Source organism: Pararhizobium sp. LjRoot255 (assembly GCF_964252905.1).
Lineage (GTDB): Bacteria > Pseudomonadota > Alphaproteobacteria > Rhizobiales > Rhizobiaceae > Pararhizobium.
Window position 1 is genome coordinate 2,190,738 of record NZ_CAXUPQ020000001.1, and the last position, 18,118, is coordinate 2,208,855.

At 62.0% G+C, this 18,118-nt stretch carries 16 protein-coding genes; 3 read left to right on the plus strand and 13 right to left on the minus strand.

Going from position 1 to position 18,118, the window contains the following annotated elements; all coding sequences use genetic code 11:
* Positions 1 to 128: 128 nt before the first annotated feature.
* From ACSQ2W_RS10610 to ACSQ2W_RS10640, 7 genes are all read right to left on the minus strand, one after another.
* Entirely contained in the window at positions 129 to 1,007 is an 879-nt protein-coding gene (locus ACSQ2W_RS10610) for a transglutaminase family protein (protein WP_436086207.1), read from the minus strand.
* 37 nt (positions 1,008 to 1,044) lie between these two features.
* Positions 1,045 to 3,459, minus strand: a complete 2,415-nt coding sequence (locus tag ACSQ2W_RS10615; protein ID WP_436086208.1) for a circularly permuted type 2 ATP-grasp protein — start codon at positions 3,457 to 3,459, stop codon at positions 1,045 to 1,047.
* Positions 3,460 to 3,466: 7 nt separating this feature from the next.
* On the minus strand, positions 3,467 to 6,796 hold the full coding sequence (locus ACSQ2W_RS10620; protein WP_436086209.1) for a DUF2126 domain-containing protein: 3,330 nt from the start codon (positions 6,794 to 6,796) through the stop codon (positions 3,467 to 3,469).
* 159 nt (positions 6,797 to 6,955) lie between these two features.
* On the minus strand, positions 6,956 to 7,636 hold the full coding sequence (locus tag ACSQ2W_RS10625; RefSeq protein ID WP_436086210.1) for a redoxin domain-containing protein: 681 nt from the start codon (positions 7,634 to 7,636) through the stop codon (positions 6,956 to 6,958).
* A 248-nt stretch (positions 7,637 to 7,884) separates the two neighbouring features.
* Positions 7,885 to 8,658 (minus strand): VOC family protein, encoded by a 774-nt coding sequence (locus ACSQ2W_RS10630; RefSeq protein ID WP_436086211.1) that lies wholly within the window; start codon positions 8,656 to 8,658, stop codon positions 7,885 to 7,887.
* Positions 8,659 to 8,708: 50 nt separating this feature from the next.
* Positions 8,709 to 9,197 (minus strand): DUF1579 domain-containing protein, encoded by a 489-nt coding sequence (locus ACSQ2W_RS10635; protein WP_436086212.1) that lies wholly within the window; start codon positions 9,195 to 9,197, stop codon positions 8,709 to 8,711.
* A 44-nt stretch (positions 9,198 to 9,241) separates the two neighbouring features.
* Positions 9,242 to 9,970: a DUF899 domain-containing protein gene (locus ACSQ2W_RS10640; protein WP_436087750.1), complete on the minus strand. Its 729-nt coding sequence runs from the start codon at positions 9,968 to 9,970 to the stop codon at positions 9,242 to 9,244.
* Between the two features lie 75 nt (positions 9,971 to 10,045).
* Between ACSQ2W_RS10640 and ACSQ2W_RS10645 the strand changes: the two genes are divergently transcribed.
* Both ACSQ2W_RS10645 and ACSQ2W_RS10650 read left to right on the plus strand, forming a co-directional pair.
* Complete coding sequence (locus ACSQ2W_RS10645; RefSeq protein ID WP_436086213.1) at positions 10,046 to 10,492, plus strand: MarR family winged helix-turn-helix transcriptional regulator; 447 nt, start codon at positions 10,046 to 10,048, stop codon at positions 10,490 to 10,492.
* 59 nt (positions 10,493 to 10,551) lie between these two features.
* Entirely contained in the window at positions 10,552 to 10,950 is a 399-nt protein-coding gene (locus tag ACSQ2W_RS10650; protein WP_436086214.1) for a VOC family protein, read from the plus strand.
* Positions 10,951 to 11,058: 108 nt separating this feature from the next.
* Here the strand turns inward: ACSQ2W_RS10650 and ACSQ2W_RS10655 are convergent, their stop codons facing one another.
* Positions 11,059 to 11,526 (minus strand): MarR family winged helix-turn-helix transcriptional regulator, encoded by a 468-nt coding sequence (locus ACSQ2W_RS10655; RefSeq protein ID WP_436086215.1) that lies wholly within the window; start codon positions 11,524 to 11,526, stop codon positions 11,059 to 11,061.
* 84 nt (positions 11,527 to 11,610) lie between these two features.
* Between ACSQ2W_RS10655 and ACSQ2W_RS10660 the strand changes: the two genes are divergently transcribed.
* On the plus strand, positions 11,611 to 12,015 hold the full coding sequence (locus ACSQ2W_RS10660; RefSeq protein ID WP_436086216.1) for a GFA family protein: 405 nt from the start codon (positions 11,611 to 11,613) through the stop codon (positions 12,013 to 12,015).
* Positions 12,016 to 12,236: 221 nt separating this feature from the next.
* On the opposite strand, the gene ilvD is transcribed toward ACSQ2W_RS10660, so the two are convergent.
* The 5 genes from ilvD to ACSQ2W_RS10685 form a co-directional block, all read right to left on the minus strand.
* The gene (gene ilvD, locus ACSQ2W_RS10665; protein WP_436086217.1) at positions 12,237 to 14,078 is read right to left on the minus strand and encodes a dihydroxy-acid dehydratase; all 1,842 of its coding nucleotides are present in this window, start codon (positions 14,076 to 14,078) and stop codon (positions 12,237 to 12,239) included.
* 262 nt (positions 14,079 to 14,340) lie between these two features.
* On the minus strand, positions 14,341 to 14,529 hold the full coding sequence (locus tag ACSQ2W_RS10670) for a hypothetical protein (RefSeq protein ID WP_436086218.1): 189 nt from the start codon (positions 14,527 to 14,529) through the stop codon (positions 14,341 to 14,343).
* Between the two features lie 557 nt (positions 14,530 to 15,086).
* Positions 15,087 to 15,287, minus strand: a complete 201-nt coding sequence (locus ACSQ2W_RS10675) for a hypothetical protein (RefSeq protein ID WP_436086219.1) — start codon at positions 15,285 to 15,287, stop codon at positions 15,087 to 15,089.
* Positions 15,288 to 15,691: 404 nt separating this feature from the next.
* Positions 15,692 to 16,174: a chemotaxis protein CheW gene (locus ACSQ2W_RS10680; RefSeq protein ID WP_436086220.1), complete on the minus strand. Its 483-nt coding sequence runs from the start codon at positions 16,172 to 16,174 to the stop codon at positions 15,692 to 15,694.
* Positions 16,174 to 17,850, minus strand: a complete 1,677-nt coding sequence (locus ACSQ2W_RS10685) for a methyl-accepting chemotaxis protein (RefSeq protein WP_436086221.1) — start codon at positions 17,848 to 17,850, stop codon at positions 16,174 to 16,176. Before ACSQ2W_RS10685 ends, ACSQ2W_RS10680 begins: the two co-directional genes overlap by 1 nt.
* Positions 17,851 to 18,118: the final 268 nt, after the last annotated feature.

Below are 18,118 nucleotides of genomic sequence, written 5' to 3' on the forward strand. Positions count from 1 at the left end.
GCTGTTTGGCATTCCCGGCGGCAAAAAAATGATCGCTGGATTCAGCAATCCGGCCGTCAAACCGTAAACGCGGCCCGGGGCCGTGGGTGGGCTGTGCAAAAGGAAGACGCCGGGCGTTGCCGTTCGGATCACTGCAACGGAATGACGTCCACGGCCTGCTCCGTCTTGTGCGATCCGTAGCTTTTCAGCACGCCAATGACGGGTGCCACGTCGCTATAGTCGCGGCCGTGGCCGACGACGATGTGGTCCATTCCGGCAAGAATATTGTTGGTCGGATCAAGCTCCAGCCACCCGATGGTGGTTCCGCACCAGAAACGCACCCAGGCATGCATGGCATCGGCCCCTTCGAGACGTTCCTTGCCCGGCGGCGGGATGGTTCTGAGGAAGCCGCTGACATATCCTGCGGGTATGCCAAGGCTGCGCAGCGCGGTGATCATCACATGGGTGAAATCCTGGCAGACGCCGCGCTTCAGCTTGAAGGCCTCGCGCGGCGTCGTATCGACGGTCGTCGCCTTCGGGTCGTAGGTGAAATCCTGGTGGATCTGAGCACAGATGGCGGTTGCGATCTGGCGGATGGTCATGCCCGGCTTGGCGATGCCACGCGCATAGGAGGCAATGGCGGTATCTTCGGGAAGGCGGGGGCTGGCCCCGAGGAAATGATGCGGCGAGTTGGCGTCCAGCGACCAGACGGTGGCGATTTCGGCGGGAAAGGCTGCAAGGTCCGGTGAGAAATCGGCGGTAAGCGGCTGCGGCTCGAGCTGGACGCGGGCCTGCATGCGGATCACCAGTTTTTCATGCTGCTTGCGAAACAGGATCGAGGTCGACGGATTGGCGAAGAAATCGATGCTGTCCCTGCGTTCCTCCGGGCCCGGAGTGCAGGTGACGGTGCCTGCCACCAGCCGCTGGCGATCGGGCAGCGAGACGGGCAGCACGCGCACGACATGCCTGCCGCCGGAAACCGGGACTTCGTAGGTATAGGTGATCCGCAGATTGATGTCGTAGAGCATGGAACTCTCAGTTTCGGCGCAGCAGGTCAGTCATATCCTATCCGAGATAGGTTTGCGCGAGGATATCGGAGAAGCGCCCCAGTTCCTGTTCGAGGCGATTGTAGACCAGGGCGTTCATCGCTTCCGGCGTCATGACCGCAAGGCCGGCGTGGAGGCGCATGGCTTCGCGGTAAAACGGCGACATCTGGCCGTTCGAGAAGGCGTTCGGCAGTTGTTCGACCTCGGTCTTGATCTCGTTCAACTGGTAGAGGATCGAGCGCGGGTTGAGCGGATCGAGGGCAAGAAGGTCTGTTACCGTGAGCGCCGCGGTGTTGACGTTGTAGCGGCGACGGTGGGTCATGACGCTGTCGCCGATTTCAAGCAGCATGTCATAGGCGCCGTCCGGCGCATCCTCGCCGGACATATGGCCGAGCAGCCGGGTCATGTGCAGGCCGCGCTCGAGATAGCGGCCGATCGACAGGAAGCGCCAGCCGGTGAAGCGGTACATGTTTTCATGGACGAGACCGGCAAAGCCCGCAAGCTTGCGCAACAGTATCGTCATCGCATGCGTGGCGTCGTCCCCCGCCTGCACCGTCGCCTGGAATTTGCGGGCGGTTTTGGCGAGATCGTTGAGCGCCAGCCAGCCATCGGCCGAGAAGCGGTCGCGGATGTTGCTGGCCGAAAACAGCGCGCTGTTGATATTGATGACCAGGCTTTCGGGCACCGCCTGCCTGGTGTCGATATCGAGACCGGCCAGATAGTCGGTGATGTCCTTCAGGAGTGGCATTTCGGTATCGGCGGTTTCGGCAAACCGCCCGTGCCAGGCGCGCAGGATGCGCAATGCGCCTTCCGCCCGCTCGATATAGCGGCCGAGCCAGAAGAGGTTGTCGGCCGCGCGGCTCGGCAGACTGCCGGGCAGGATGCGGATGAAGCTCTCCTCGGCCGGCAGCAGCGTCATGAGCTCCACCGGTTTCTGGCTGACGATCCAGACATCGGCCGCCGAACCGCCCGCCTGCATGGCGATCGCCGCCGCATCGGCGCCCGAGCCGATGCGGGCAAAGCCACCCGGCATGACCTGCCAGCCATCGCGGGTGCGGGCAACGTAGACGCGCAGGCTCATCGGCCGCGGCGTCAGCTTGCCGTTGACCCAGGCAGGCGCCGTCGACAGCGTCACGACTTCCTGGCCGACGAGCTGCGTACCGTCGCTCTGCAGCCATTCCGAAACGGAGACCTTGGCGGTATCGCGCAGCGACGAGCCCAGAACAGAGCGGCCATTGTCGTCGAAGAAGGGCCTGGTGGAATAGGCGGGGCCGATCACCATCTTTTCGATGTTCCCTGCCACCTGATCGCGCTCCGGCTGCTGGCCGCACCACCAGGTGGCGATGCTCGGCAGGATCTGGTCTTCGCCGAGCAGATGGCGACAGATTTTCGGAAGGAAGGCAAGGAAGGCGCGGGTTTCGAGGATGCCGGAACCGAGTGAGTTGACGATCGAGACCGAGCCGGAGCGCAGCGCCTCGACCATGCCCGGCGTGCCGATATGCGAGTTCTGGTTCAGCTCGAGCGGATCGGCGAAGGCGGCGTCGAGGCGGCGCCAGAGCACGCCGACGGGCTTCAGGCCGGCGACGGTGCGCACCATCACGCGGCCGTCGATGACGGTCAGGTCCTCGCCCTCGAGCAGCATGAAGCCGAGGTAGCGGGCGATATAGGCGTGCTCGAAATAGGTCTCGTTGGCGACGCCGGGGGTCAAGACGGCGATGCGGTCGTCCGGGTGCTTCTTGCGCAACTGCAGCGCATCGCGGAAAGCGCCGAAGAAGCCGGCAAGGCGATGGACGTGCGTTTCGGCGTAGAGATCGGAGAAGGCGCGGGTGGTCGCCACCCGGTTTTCAAGCGCGAAGCCCGCGCCCGAGGGGGCCTCGGTGCGGTCCGACAGCACCCACCAATTGCCGTCCGGTCCGCGGCCGATCTCGAAGGAACAGAAATGCAGGAAATGGCCGTCGGCGGGAAGCACGCCGACCATCGGGCGCAGGAATTCCGGATTGCCGGCGACCAATGACGGCGGCAGGAAGCCTTCGGCGACGAGCCGGTTGGGACCGTAGATATCGGCTGCGACGCGCTCCAGCAGTTCGGCGCGCTGAACAAGCCCCTTCGAAACGGCCTGCCATTCGGCATCGTCGATCAGGACCGGAACGTGGGACAGCGGCCAGCTCCGCTCCGAATTCTCCTTGGTGCCATAGGCCCGGTAAAAGACGCCGGCGTCACGCAGATAACGGTCGGCGCGGGCGAAGCGGTTGGCAAGCTCCGTCTCGTCCATACGGCCGATGGTGGAAAGAAGATGCCGCCAGACCGGCCGGACATTGCCATGCGTATCGAGCATTTCATCGGCAATGCCGGGAAGCGCGCGATAGCCGAAAACCGGATCGTTTTCGTCCCGGTTCTCTGCACGTATCGCTTCTGCCGTCTGCTTCTTTGACATAAAGTCCCTAGGCTCCTGCCGGACGCCGCAAATCCAGCGTCAGGGGAAATTCTGCTGATGGGGTTTCCGGCACGAGGGCGTAAGCGCCGGCTGTGTGACCCCACGGCTCGAAGCGTGCCAGCCTGCGGGCTTCCGCCTCGTTGCCATTCACCGGGAACGTCTCGTAACTGCGTCCGCCCGGGTGGGCAACATGATAAATGCAGCCACCGATCGAACGTCCTGACCATGTATCATAAATGTCGAATGTAAGCGGCGTATTAACCGGCAAAGTCGGGTGCAAACCCGACGCCGGCTGCCAGGCCTTGTAGCGCACGCCGGCAACGGAGACACCGTTTATTCCTGTCCTGGTAAGTGGCAGCGCACGGCGGTTGCAGGCGACGGTATAGCGTTCCGGATTGGCCGTCTCCAGTCTGACCTGCAGGCGCTCGACCGAACTGTCGACATAACGCGCGGTGCCGCCAACGGCGCCCTGTTCGCCCGTCACATGCCACGGCTCCAGCGCCTGTCGCAATTCGAGCCTGGCGCCCTCGTATTCGACCTCGCCGCAGAAGGGGAAGCGGAATTCGAGCTGCGCCTCGAACCATTCCGGTCTGAGATCGAAGCCGTTGGAACGGAGGTCGGCAAGTACGTCGAGGAAATCCTGCCAGACGTGGTGCGGCAGCATGAAGCGGTCATGCAGCGTGGTGCCCCAGCGGACGAGCTTGCCTTCGGCCGGATTCTGCCAGAAGCGGGCGATGAGGGCGCGCACCAGCAATTGCTGGGCAAGGCTCATGCGGGCGTTAGGCGGCATTTCAAAGCCGCGGAATTCGACGAGGCCGAGGCGGCCGGTCGGACCATCCGGCGAGAACAGCTTGTCGATGCAGATTTCCGAGCGGTGGGTGTTGCCGGTGACGTCGGTCAGGAGATTGCGGAACAGGCGATCGACCACCCAGGGCAAAGGCCGCGGGGCCAAACCGGGCATCGGCACCTGCGACATGGCGATCTCCATCTCGTAGAGCGTGTCGTGGCGCGCTTCATCGATGCGCGGCGCCTGGCTGGTCGGGCCGATGAACATGCCGGAGAAGAGATAGGACAGCGACGGATGCCGCTGCCAATGCAGGATGAGGCTTTTCAACAGGTCCGGCCGACGCAGGAAGGGACTATTGTTCGGATTGTCGCCGCCGACAACCACATGATTGCCGCCGCCGGTGCCGGTGTGGCGGCCGTCGATCATGAACTTGTCGGCGCCGAGCCGCGTCTGGCGGGCCTCTTCGTAGATCGCCGTCGTGATGGCGACGCAATCGGCCCAGTTGGATGCCGGATGGATATTGACCTCGATGACGCCCGGATCGGGCGCAACGCGCATGACGTTGATGCGCTCGTCCTGAGGCGGCGAATAGCCCTCGATATGGATCGGCAGGCCGAGATCGGACGCGGCCTTTTCGGCCGCCGCGATCAGGTCGAGATAGTCCTCGATGCGCTCGACCGGCGGCATGAACACGCAGAGCCGGCCGTCGCGCGGCTCGACGCTGAGCGCGGTGCGGACAGCGCCGCGGATGTCGCCCGTCGATCCGGCGATGTTCTGCTCGTTGCGGCCCTGGCTCGGCTCGCTCGCCGTGCGGGACGCTTCCGCCAAGGCCCGTGCAGGGGCGCTGTAGTCGGGCAGCGGACCGCGCGGGACCGATGGATCGGCCTGGTGGATGTAGGGATATTGCGACGGCGGCACGTAGGGCAAGGTTCCGAGCGGCATGCGAAAGCCGATGGGCGAATCGCCGGGGATCAGGAAAATCTTGCCGCGGCGGGTACGCCATCTTTCGCTCACCCACCGGCGTCCCTCGGCCTTGGCATTCCAGGCCTGGACGGGGAGGATATAGCCGGTCGGGGTCGTCAGTCCGCGCTCGAAGACCTTGGCGATGCGAGCGCGTTCTTCCGGGCTTTCGAGCCTGGAATTGGACGGGTCGACGTTTTCCGGCAGGCTGCCTTCCTTGATGATCCATTCCGCCGGGTCCTCAAAGGCCGGGATGATCATGTCGGGCTCGATCTCAAGCTCGGCGGCGATGCCGGTCAGGAGTGCTTCGGCCTCCTTGTCGCTCACCTGAGTGTCCTGGCCTTCGGCTGCGATGAGCTTTGGATCATGCCAGATCGGCTTGCCGTCCTTGCGCCAGTAGAGCGAGAAGGTCCAGCGCGGCAGGCTTTCGCCCGGATACCACTTGCCCTGACCGTAATGCAGGAAACCGCCGGGGGCGAAGCGTTCGCGCAACCTGCGGATCAACTGGTCGGCCTTGTCGCGCTTGGTCGGACCGACGGCGCCGGTGTTCCATTCCTCCGATTCGAAATCGTCGATCGAGACGAAGGTCGGCTCTCCGCCCATGGTGAGGCGCACGTCGCTGGCATTCAGCACCCCGTCGACATGCTTGCCGAGCGCATTCAGCGCCTGCCAGCTTTCCTCGGAGAAGGGCTTGGTGATGCGTGGATGTTCGGCGACGCGCGCCACCTTCATGTCGAATTCGAACGTCGTGTTGGCGTCGCCATAGAGGCCGCCGGAGATTGGCGCGGCGTTGCGATAATGCGGCGTGGCGGAAAGGGGAATATGGCTTTCGCCGGTCAGCAGACCGGAGGTCGGATCGAGACCGACCCAGCCGGCGCCCGGGATATAGACTTCGCACCAGGCGTGCAGGTCGGTGAAATCGACCTCGGTACCGGACGGGCCATCGAGCGCCTTGAGATCGGGGGCCAGCTGGATGAGATAGCCGGAGACGAACCGGGCGGCGAGGCCGAGATGGCGCAGGATCTGCACGAGCAGCCAGCTCGAATCGCGGCAGGAGCCGAGCGCCAGCTGCAACGTCTGTTCCGGGGTCTGGACACCGGGTTCCATGCGGATCACGTAGTTGACGGTCTGCTGCAGGCGGGCGTTGAGGCCGACGATGAAATCGATGGTTCGCAGCGGCGTCAGGTCGATGGACGCGACGTAGTCGGCCAGCGCCGGGGTTATCGGCTCCGGCTGCATGTAGATCTTCAGATCGTCGCGAATATCCTCGGGGTACTGGAAGGGGAATGTCTCGGCCTCTTCCTCGATGAAAAAGTCGAACGGATTGTAGACCGTCATGTCGGCGATCAGATCGACCTCGATCTTCAGCTCGGTCACCGGATCGGGAAAGACATAGCGGGACAGGTAGTTGCCGTAGGGGTCCTGCTGCAGCGTGACGAAATGATTGGACGGCGAGACCTTGAGGGAGTGGCTGATGACCTTGGTCTTGGAATGCGGCGCCGGCTTCAGCCGGATGATCTGGGGCCCGAGCCGAACCGGCTTGTCGTATTTGTAATGCGTCAGGTGATGAATGCTTGCTTTGATCGCCATGCGGATTTTTATCCCCTTGATGGTGGGTCTTTGCCACCATTAAAGCGACTTTGTGCAATGCGAAGAAAGATTGCAAGGCTGAATTCTTCCAGGGAAGGTTCATTTCCCCCGAGGGTATTTAATGCGACGATGCGAGGGCCGGGGCGACGGCGCGGCAGGTCAGTGTCCAAGGCTGTCAACGGCGGCGATGATCTCTGCCGCGGCCGGGAAGGTGCCGAGGCCGCTCGGCCCGTCGCGCGCCTCGATTTGCGCCCAGCCGATAACGCCGGCCGTATCGACCAGGAAGTGCCCGACGAGCTGCGTACCGTGTTTCGCAAAGATCGCCTGGTCCGCTTCGTCAAGCTCGAAGCCGTCCTTGGCGTTGAGGACGACGTTGGCTTCCATCGGCTGCAGAGGTTCAGGCAGCTCGCCGGTAGGATTGATGCGTGCCGCCCCGAATTGCTCCATGGTTGTGCGAGTGGGCCATTCGGGGTGCTCGCTGCTGTCCTTGGGCAGGAACTCGGCGCGTGGCACGCCGAAGGCGCGGTGCGTGTGGCAATCGGGGTCGCATAGAAGCATGACCGGCGTCGGCTGGTAGCGGAAATACAGGCGGGCGCGCTCGACCGGCGTGTTGATCACGGCAAGGATCTCCACCCCGGCGGCGCGCAGGGTCGGCTGCAGGCCGGCAAGCTGCCCAAGCTGCCGCCGGCAGAACGGGCAGTGCAGGCCGCGAAAGAAGCCGATCAGGAACGCGCGGCCACGCAAGCTCTCGAGAGTGACCAATCCTTCGAAATTGGCCGCGGGAAGGGCGAATGACGGCGCGGGCTCTCCAGGTTGCAGCGGGCGTATCTGGTCTCCCATGGAATATTTCCTTTTTGCGCTGTGAACGACGGAAATTCGACCATATCACGTCTCGCGAAATGGCACCGTGCTCGATGTCGTCGCCGCGAATGTGGCTCGGCGCTACGCACTCCCGGGCGACATGGGTTCGCCGGTGCCCGAGCGGCTGCGATGGCCGGCAGTTATCGTAGCGGCAGCCGCGAACCAACGGCGCGAGGACGCGCAGGCAGGGATCTGCCGGCGCGTCCTCCTCCTGCGGAAGCGACGTTTCAGCGCTTCATCGATACCAGGCTGAAGTGGGCGCCCTGCGGATCGACGGCGCCGATCACCCAGGCGCCTCCGGGCACTTCCATCGGCCCCATGACGACCTTGGCGCCTCGCGAGGTTGCCCGCTCGACTGCAGCGTCGAGAGCGTCGACGTTGAAGTAGTATCCCCAATAGGGGGAGGGGATTTCGGCCGGTTTCGTCATCATGCCGCCGATCTGCGCGCCGTTGTGGGTGAATAACTGGTAGACACCCATCGCGCCCATATCCATCGCCTCGTCCTTCCCCCAGCCGAACATCTTCTGGTAGAAGGGGAATTCGACGGAAAGGTCACCGGCCATCAGCTCGTGCCAGCCGACATTGCCATTGGCATTCCGGGCGAGTTCGGGCATTTCGCCATCGCCGGTGCCCTTGAACAGGGCAAAAACCGCGCCATGCGGGTCGGCGACGACGGCGAAGCGGCCGATGGTCGGAATATCGTCCGGCTCGCGATGAACCTTGCCGCCCAGTTCGGCGACCCTCTTTGCCGCGGCATCGACGTCATCGACGCCGATATAGCCGATCCAGGCCGGCGGCGCTTTCATCTGCACGGCGCCTTCGGGGATTGTCATCAGGCCGGCAACGCGCACACCGTTCGCCAGGAAAAGCGTATAGCCGGCGTCCGGCATGCCAGAATCCTCGGACGTCCAGCCGACGACATCGTTGTAGAACCCTTCGGCCGCCTTGGTGTCGGTGGTCATCAGCTCGTACCAGACGAACGCTCCATGTTTGTCGCTCATTGCATCCTCCCTTTGATGTTTGCAGGCTCTAAGCCCGAAAAGGCAGAGTATCAGACTGCGGAAATGCGTTTGTAGTCGGAAGACATGACAGACTTCCAAGTACCGTCGGCATTTTGTCTTCGGGACGAGAAATTTCTCGTGTTCTCGTCCTTGATCGTAATGATGTCCTGATACCGCGCGGTTCCGCCGGTATTCTCGAAATCGGGGCCCTCGCAGTCGAGCGTCAGCACCTTGCCAGTCTCGTCGAGCGACCCTTCGTAGACCCAGAGATAGGTCATCGCCGAACTGATGAAAGAGCCGACATACCGTTTTTTGGCGGGATCATAGCCGAGTGTCATGATGTTCGTCGCGATGCTGCCGTCCGGCATGATGCCGGTCGTCTCGGAGACGATCCAGGTGCCGCCCAGCGAGCGGGTTTCCTCAATCCATGCTCCCTCGGATGCCGGTTCACCGATGCCAGCGGGCATGTCGAAGGTCACGCGCCACTTGCCCGTGAGCTGCTCCAGCCAACGGTGTTCTTCCAGAATTTCAGCTTTCATCACATCGTTCTCCTTGTCGGCGCGATTGACCCGGTCAGACCGGGTCAGGCGCAGCAGGATTGCGCCCCGGACGAATCCTCATATTCGTCATGGCGCTTCACGAAGCTCAATGTTGACGTCTCATTGCGGCCTTTTGGTGCCCGGTCGAGGATCATCAGCGTGGTCAGGATCTCCTCGCCGCCACGGGCATAGTCGGAATAGGTGTGGTAGACATTGCCGGCGTCGTCGCGGGCAAAGGCGCTCATCCCCGGAAGCTCGTCATTGGCCTGGTCGCTGGATACTTCGCGGAAGTTGTAAAAGACCTTACCGCTTTCCAATTCTTCCTTGGTGAAGGAGACGTGGAAATCGAAGTTGAAATCGCTGCCGAAGGACGAGACCCAAGGGAATTTCCAGCCCATGCGCTTCTTGTAGGCCTCGATCTTGGCAAGCGGCGCACGCGAAACGACGACGAAGGTCACGTCGTGGTTATTGAGATGGGCAAGCGTGCCGTCGATATGGTCGGCGAGGAAGGAGCAGCCGGGGCAGCCGGCCTCCCAGTCGGGACCGAACATGAAGTGGTAGATCATCAGCTGGCTGCGGCCGTCGAACAGGTCGGCAAGCGTCTTCTTTCCCGTCGGCGTGTCGAAGGTATAGGTCTTGCCGATCTTGACCCAGGGCAGGTTCTGGCGTGCTGCACGGATCTTGTCGCGCCGGCGCGTTTCTTCCTTTTCCTGCAAGAGCAGCGCCCTGCGGGCTTCGAGCCATTCCTCGCGGGATACAATCGGATTCGTCAACATCGTTCATTCCTCCTCAAGAATTCGTGTTTCATTCCGCTTGACTAAATACGTTGATATCAACATTATTATGCCATGTCAAAGCCTGTCGCCATTCCTTTCGAGACCACCCTTCATGTGCGCGACACATGCCTGTGCCTTCATGTGCAAAGAGCGGCGCGGGCGCTGGCGCGGAAATTCGACGAGGCGCTGCGGCCGCTTGACCTGACCAATGGGCAGTTTTCGCTGCTGATGTCGCTCAACCGGCCGGAGCCGCCCGGCATGGGCCCCGTCGCCCATCTGCTCGCCATGGACCGGACGACGCTGACGGCGGCGTTGAAGCCGCTGGAGAAGCGGGGGCTTTTGGAAACGATGACCGACAACAAGGACCGGCGCCTGCGCCGGATGAAGTTGACGCCGGCAGGGTATGCCCTACTTTTGAGGGCGGTGCCGATCTGGACGAAAACGCATGCCGAGGTCGATGACGCGCTGGGCGAAGGCCGGCCGGACCGGTTGCGTGCGGACCTTCTGGCGCTCGCCTGAGCGTTTTTTTCTTCCGCTGAGAAGGCGGACAATCCCCACAACCAAATAGGAGACTGTCAATGAGGATGATTTTCGTGAACCTGCCGGTCAAAGACGTTTCGCGTTCAAAAGCATTTTTCAGCGGGCTCGGTTTCAGTTTCAACCCGGAATATTCGAACGACGATACGCTCTGCATGATCGTCGAGGAAAACATCTTCGTCATGCTGATGCATGAGGCACGCTTCAGGGAATTCATTATCGACGAGATCAGCGATACGAGTAAAGTGACGGAAGTGCTGACCGCACTCTCCGCCGGCAGCCGCCAGGAAGTGGACGAGACGCTGGCCAAGGCGCTGTCGCTGGGCGGCAAGGAATGGCGGCCGGTGATGGACTACGGCTTCATGTATGGCTGCAGCTTCCAGGACCCCGACGGCCATGTCTGGGAACTGGCCTATATGGAGCCGCAGCAGACGAACTGAAGCGTGACATGCGGCTATCGAGGGCGCCGGCACTAACTGGCGCCCTTATTGTTTTGCCGGCAGTGCTTCCCTTGCGAGCAGCTGCTGGTTTACCTGCAGGCCGGCACCTTAGCGGCTTGCCTTCCCCTTCGGACGGGCGAGGCCGTCCAGCACCCGGGCAAGGAGTTCCGTCGCGGTGCGTAGATCCCCGGTTCCAAATTCGGCGCCGAGCGCATCCGCCCAGACGGCCTGCCTGATCTGGATGTCGTGCAGCGTCGCCTCTCCTTCTGGCGTCAGCACCAGCAGCTTGGCGCGCCGGTGTACCGGATTTTCCTCGTAACGCACCAGCCCCTCGGCCTCCAGGATATCGGCGATCCGCTGGACCCCCTGACGGGCGAGCCCGAGAATGCGGCCGATCTCCGCAACCGACATGGTGGCGTGGCCGGCTGCCGCCAGCACCTGCCAGCGGGCGCTGGTCTGGCCTGAGGGTTTTGCGAGCGCATCGCCCTCGCTGCCCAGATGGGCGGCAAGGCGGATGACGGAAATCGAAAAAGCGGCGAAGGCGTCGCCGGCTGCGGTACGGTCAGGTTTTTTCATATTGACAACATATTGTCACTCTGTAGGATGTGAGTATGACAATAAGTTGTCATATCGTGATGCATCACGCAAGGGAGAGCCGGGATGAAAATGACCTACAAGGGAAGCTGCCACTGCGGCAAGGTGCGTTTCGAGGCTGATATCGATCTCGATGCGGGAACGGGCAAGTGCAACTGCTCGATCTGCACCAAGCGGCGCGCTTGGGGTGCATTGATCAGGCCGGAGGATTTCCGTTTGCTGGCGGGGGCGGATGACCTGTCGGACTACCAGTTCGGCACGATGAGCGGCCATCACCGCTTCTGCCGGACCTGCGGCGTCGCGCCCTTCAGCGACGGCTATGTCGAGCAGATCGGCGGCGCCTTTGTCTCGATCAATCTCGCCTGCCTCGACGATACCGATCCCTCCGTGCTGGCCGAGGCGCCGGTGAAATATTCCGACGGCCGCAACAATGTCTGGTGGAACACGCCGGCGGAGACGCGGCATTTGTGAGGGGCGGGGTTGCGCATTTTCCGTCATTCCTGTGCCTGTCACAGGAATCCAGTCACCGACGGACGCCGCACCGCAGACGCGGCGCTGCTGGATCCCCGCCACAACGGCGAGGATGACGGAGAAAAATCGATGCCCCGTGATCTCGGGTCTGCCGCACGTCTTTGAACCGGGCCAGCATTCCCAACAAAATCAAGGGGCTCCCGGAGGAGCCCCCTTATCCCTCAGTCTTCGCCCAAATCACGCACCGCTCCGCGGTCGGCGGAGGTGGCGAAGGCGGCGTAGGCTTTCAGCGCCGTCGTGACCTTGCGCTTGCGCTGCTCGACCGGCTTCCAGCCCTTGGCGTCCTGTTCGGTGCGGCGGGCGGCGATTTCGGCGTCGTCGACGCGCAGCGAGATCGTTCGGTTCGGGATGTCGATGTCGATCATGTCGCCTTCGCGGACGATGCCGATCAGGCCGCCATTGGCGGCTTCCGGCGAGACGTGGCCGATGGAAAGACCCGAGGTGCCGCCGGAGAAGCGGCCGTCGGTGATCAGCGCGCAGGCCTTGCCGAGGCCCTTCGATTTCAGGTAGCTGGTCGGATAGAGCATTTCCTGCATGCCGGGACCGCCCTTCGGGCCTTCATAGCGGATGACGACGACGTCGCCGGCCTTGACCTCGTTGGCAAGGATCGCCTTGACGGAAGAATCCTGGCTTTCGAAGACGCGGGCGGGGCCGGAGAATTTCAGGATCGATTCATCGACGCCGGCGGTCTTCACGATGCAGCCGTTGAGGGCGATGTTGCCCTTGAGAACGGCGAGGCCCCCGTCCTTCGAGAATGGATGCTGGGCGTCGCGGATAACGCCCTTTTCGCGGTCGAGATCGAGTTCCTTCCAGCGAGCGCTCTGGCTGAAGGCGACCTGCGTCGGTACGCCGCCCGGAGCTGCGCTGAACAGTTCGAGCGCTGCGGGATTGTCGGTGACGGCGATATCCCATTTGGACAGGGCATCGCCCAGCGTCTTTTCGTGGACTGTCGGCAGGTCGGCGTTCAACAGGCCTGCCCGGTTGAGTTCGCCGAGGATCGCCATGATGCCGCCGGCGCGGTGCACGTCTTCCATGTGGACGTCGGCCTTGGCCGGTGCCACTTTCGACAGGCACGGCACCTTGCGCGAGAGACGGTCGATGTCGTCCATGGTGAAATCGACTTCGCCTTCGTGAGCGGCGGCCAGGATATGCAGGACAGTGTTGGTCGAGCCGCCCATGGCAATGTCGAGCGCCATGGCGTTTTCGAACGCGCCTTTGCTCGCGATCGTGCGGGGAAGGGCGGTGACGTCTTCCGCTTCGTAATAGCGCTTGGCGAGCGAGACGATCTCCCGGCCGGCGCGCAGGAACAGCTTCTCGCGGTCGGAATGGGTGGCAAGCGTCGAGCCGTTGCCGGGCAGCGACAGGCCGAGCGCCTCGGTCAGACAGTTCATCGAATTGGCGGTGAACATGCCCGAGCAGGAGCCACAGGTCGGGCAGGCGGAGCGCTCGATGATCTTGACGTCCTCGTCCGAGACCTTGTCGTCGGCAGCCGCGACCATGGCGTCGACCAGGTCGAGCGCGTGGATCTTGCCGTCGGAGAGCACGACCTTGCCGGCCTCCATCGGGCCGCCGGAGACGAAGATCGTCGGAATGTTGAGGCGCAGCGACGCCATCAGCATGCCGGGGGTGATCTTGTCGCAGTTGGAAATGCAGACCATGGCGTCGGCGCAGTGCGCGTTGACCATGTATTCGACCGAGTCGGCGATCAGTTCGCGCGACGGCAGCGAATAGAGCATGCCGTCATGGCCCATGGCGATGCCGTCATCGACGGCGATGGTGTTGAATTCCTTGGCGACACCGCCGTTCGCTTCGATCTCGCGCGCGACCAGCTGGCCAAGGTCCTTCAAGTGGACGTGGCCAGGCACGAACTGCGTGAACGAGTTCACGACGGCGATGATCGGCTTGCCGAAATCGCTGTCCTTCATGCCCGTTGCACGCCACAAGCCGCGAGCGCCGGCCATGTTGCGGCCGTGGGTGGTGGTGCGGGAGCGATAGGCGGGCATGGACGTCTTCCTTGAACGTTAAGCCTGGGTAAGGGCGGATATGGGGAGCAGGGCTTACAATTGCAGCGGTTCCTATCGCAAAACTGCGCCCGCGTCACGATTTTCGTAACAATCTTTCGTGTTTTTTCAGCGACGCAGCATCGAGCCGGTCCTGGGAGAAGGCACTCGACAAATATAGCTGCTGCCGGACGGTTGCACCGGCAGTTTCCTACGCAAACATTCTTCCCGGCCGCTCTCCGGCAACGGGGACGGCTTTTTCATTTTAGACCAGCGGGCTTTCGCGGCCGGCGAGGTAATCCCTGTTCAGCGCGTTGGCAATGTCTCTCGCATCGTCATGTTCAAGGCCGGTCAGATCACGCCCGTCCGACGCTGCCGGCAGGCGGGTGATAATGTCGACCACGGTCCATGTACCGTCCGTCTCCTGGCGCAGGCTGTAGCGGGGTTCGTTCATCGGCTGATGTCCTACTGCATTTGTCCTTAAATCGTAGCCGATTTAAGGACAAAAACATGCAGCAATTCAAAGTGCTACAGCGTCCTTTGTGCGTCTGAAAAGACGCACGGCGCTGTAGTGGCGCCGTGTTATTGAGGACTGGTTTCAACTGCGATGGCAACACTACATGGTATGATCCGCCGGGAAACGGCAAAGTCAATTGGCGGCGACGGCACGTCTGGAAGCGGCTCTTGAAAATCCAGGCAAGATCATCAGCGGAGGTGAAATGCAGTCGCACCCATGCTGCCGGCCCGCATGCTGGCGCCACAGGTTCTGCGGATGACGGCGAGCCGGGTCGCGCGATGCCGGTGTCGCATGAAATAGCTTTCCCCGCCGGCCGCATATCCGGCGGGGCCGGTTCGATCGCCCTGATCGTCAGGTGAGACCGCCGCTCGGCTTATAGCCCCACAATCGAACGGCCGCGCCTAGCCCTGCTCTGAGCTGAGTGCGTGATGATCCCGCGTGGGCGGTATTCGCTGATGATATCCATAACCCTAAGGGGCTATTTTTGCTTGCGCTCAGAGCGACGACTGTCTTCTCCGCCGAATTTTCAGTGTAGTCTCAAAAATCATTTTGTTGCGATAAGTAAGAAAAGGCGCCGGGGCATTTCGAAGGGCGGCTTCCATGAGTTTTTTTCTCATATAATGAACTGCCGCCTCCAATTCTTCAGTCCCGACGCTTGGATCTGCGGCTAATTTCTTGGCCACGGTTTTGGGCATCATGCTCTCCATCAAGCCGCATCATGCGGCCAGCGGAGACTATAGATCGCACAAAATTGATGGGAAGAGTCAAGAATGGCGGAAAAATGATTGTCGTTACCAAAGGATAAATCATGCTCCAGAAGGAGGCAGTTATCGATCGTCGAGGGTTCGCTTTTGGCTTTCCAACGGCGATCGCAGCGCGACGACGCTTGCCACCTCTCGCTGAGGAGTTTCAAGTTCCTCAACGATCAGGCGAAGTTTGTCGCGTCTGCGCCATCCGCCGTTGCTGCTCGTCAGGTGCCGCAATCGGATTCGGAGTGACCAAGTGCAGTGAACGACGGCACATTTGTCGGCGGCAGGCCGCGCGCGCAGGGAAACCCATGCTTGCCCCTTCGGTTGCCCCTTGCATCAGATGCTGCCGGTCATGCGGCTTCATCTGCACCATCCAGTTCGGTGAACATGCGGGAAAGGTTGAGGAAACAGATCATTCCGCTGTCGTGCGTGATAATGCCTTCGGCAACGCTCCTGTCGAAGGACGCGGTGATTTCGGGAACGGGCTGAACCTGATCGGCGCGGATCGTCAGAATGTCCGAGACGCCATCGACGACCAGACCGACAACCGTGTTGTGCACTTCTGCAACGACGATTGCACTGCGTTCGGTGGCTTCCGTGCTCGTCATGCCGAGTTTGTAGGCCAGATCAATGATCGGGATCACCGATCCCCTGAGGTTCATCACCCCGATGACGTCCGCCGGTGAATGCGGCACCGGGGTCGAGGGAGCCCACCCGCGGATCTCGCGGATGGTGGTCGTCCTGACACAGAATTCCTGATCACGGATCCGGAAGGCGATGATTTCGAAGCTTTCGCTGCCGGTTGCGCCGTGCAGCTGGACGGGGCCAGGCATCAAAACTCCTCCCACGAGCTTTCGGCCAGAGCGGCATTGCCATGCGTTGCGTAGGCTTTGGCGAGCTTGCCCCGGAGTTCGCGCGCGGGGGAGCTTTGCGGCTTGGATGAACCGCGCGTCTGCCGTTGCGGCGCGCGGGACGCCGATGCCTTGCCGATATTGAATTCGCTCAGCATCTGCGCGATCCGGCTGACTTCCTGAACGAGCGCATGGCTGGCGGCGGTGGATTCCTCCACCATGGCGGCATTCTGCTGCGTGCCCTGGTCCATGGTGTTGACGGACGTGTTGATTTCCTGAAGCGCTATCGATTGTTCACGGGCGGCATCGACAATGGCATTGATGTGCCGGTCGATCTCCTTGACCTCGTCGACGATGATCGTCAGCGCGCTACCGGTTTCTCCGACGAGAGCAACGCCGCTTCTGACCTGTTCTCCGGAATTGTTGATCAGTTCCTTGATTTCCTTTGCCGCCTTGGCGGAACGCTGGGCAAGCTCGCGGACCTCCTGTGCGACGACGGCGAAGCCCTTGCCGGCATCTCCGGCGCGTGCCGCTTCAACGCCGGCGTTCAGCGCCAAAAGGTTCGTTTGGAAGGCGATTTCATCGATCACACCGATGATGTTCGAGATCTCGCGCGACGAGGTGTCGATCGCGCTCATGGCCGCCACCGCCTGCTGGACGATCTCTCCGGATTTCTCCGCGCCGACCTTGGCCTTGGCGACCAGCAGGCCGGCTTCTTCCGCCCGCCTGCTGGAATCCTTGACGGTCGTCGTGATCTCTTCCAGCGCTGCCGCGGTCTCTTCGATCGACGCGGCCTGCTGTTCGGTGCGTTTGGACAGATCGTCGGCTGCGACACGGATTTCCTCGGCGCCGGCATGGATCTGCGAGGCGCCGGCATCGATCTGCTGAATGGTGGCGGACAGCTGCTCCAGCGCATTGTTGAAATCGTCGCGCAGGCGATGATAGGCCTCCGGCAGGTCATCGTCGATGCGGTAGCTGACATCCTTTTCGACGATGGCTGCCATGGCCTTGCCGAAACAATCGCATACCAGCTTCTGCTCGGCCGCGATCGCTTCTGCCTGCGCCTTCTGCTTGGTAATCTCGGCCTCGTCGATGTAGACGGAAATGGCCAGATCCATGTCGAGCATTGCGGCTTTGACCAGACCGGCGAGCGCCTTGCCGAACTCCGCCGGCTTCATCGTCTTCTTTGAGAACATCCCGCCCTTGGGAAAGATTTCCTCGACAGCGCTGTTGATCAGGTGATCGAGAATGATCGCATAGCCGCCGATGTACCATTGCGGCTCAAGGCCGATGCGCGCATGAACCGAGCCGATCGTGCGAACCTTGTTGACATAGTCTTCATTGAAATTGCCGTCGGAGATATTGACCCAATGGCCCTGCTGCGCCCCCTTGGCCCGGGCGATATGGTCGTCGGAGGAGAAGAACCGCTTGACCTCCGGGCTCTTGCGAAGCGGGGCATAGAATTTGTCGAGACCGTGCGGCAGTTCGCGCTCGACCAGTGCTTTTAGCGAGCGGATGCTGGCTCTACCCTGCGCGTCGAGCTGCATGAACTCCAGGCGGCGCTCGATGTTCTGGCTTTTCGATGAGGCGCCGCTCGATCCAGCGGTTGAACCGTGGTGAGCGTGATGGCCGGTATGCGCATGGGAAGAGTTCGACATTATATTCTCTGAAAAGGGGGCTTCGGAAGTTGTGACGCGCGGCAATGCACCGCCCCGAACCCCGCCGTCATGGCGGTAAGAGATGCAGACCGCACCCCATCGGACGCCCCAAAATTTGGGGCCGGATGGTTTAGAAAGTGTAAATATTTTAGCAACATCGCATTTGTTCAGCGCTTTTCGGATAGGCATGCGCATTTTGGTCCCAAAAATTGCGCCCTGCTGCCGGCCGAGACTATAAGAGCGGGCGCGGCGCAGCCGGAAGCCCGCC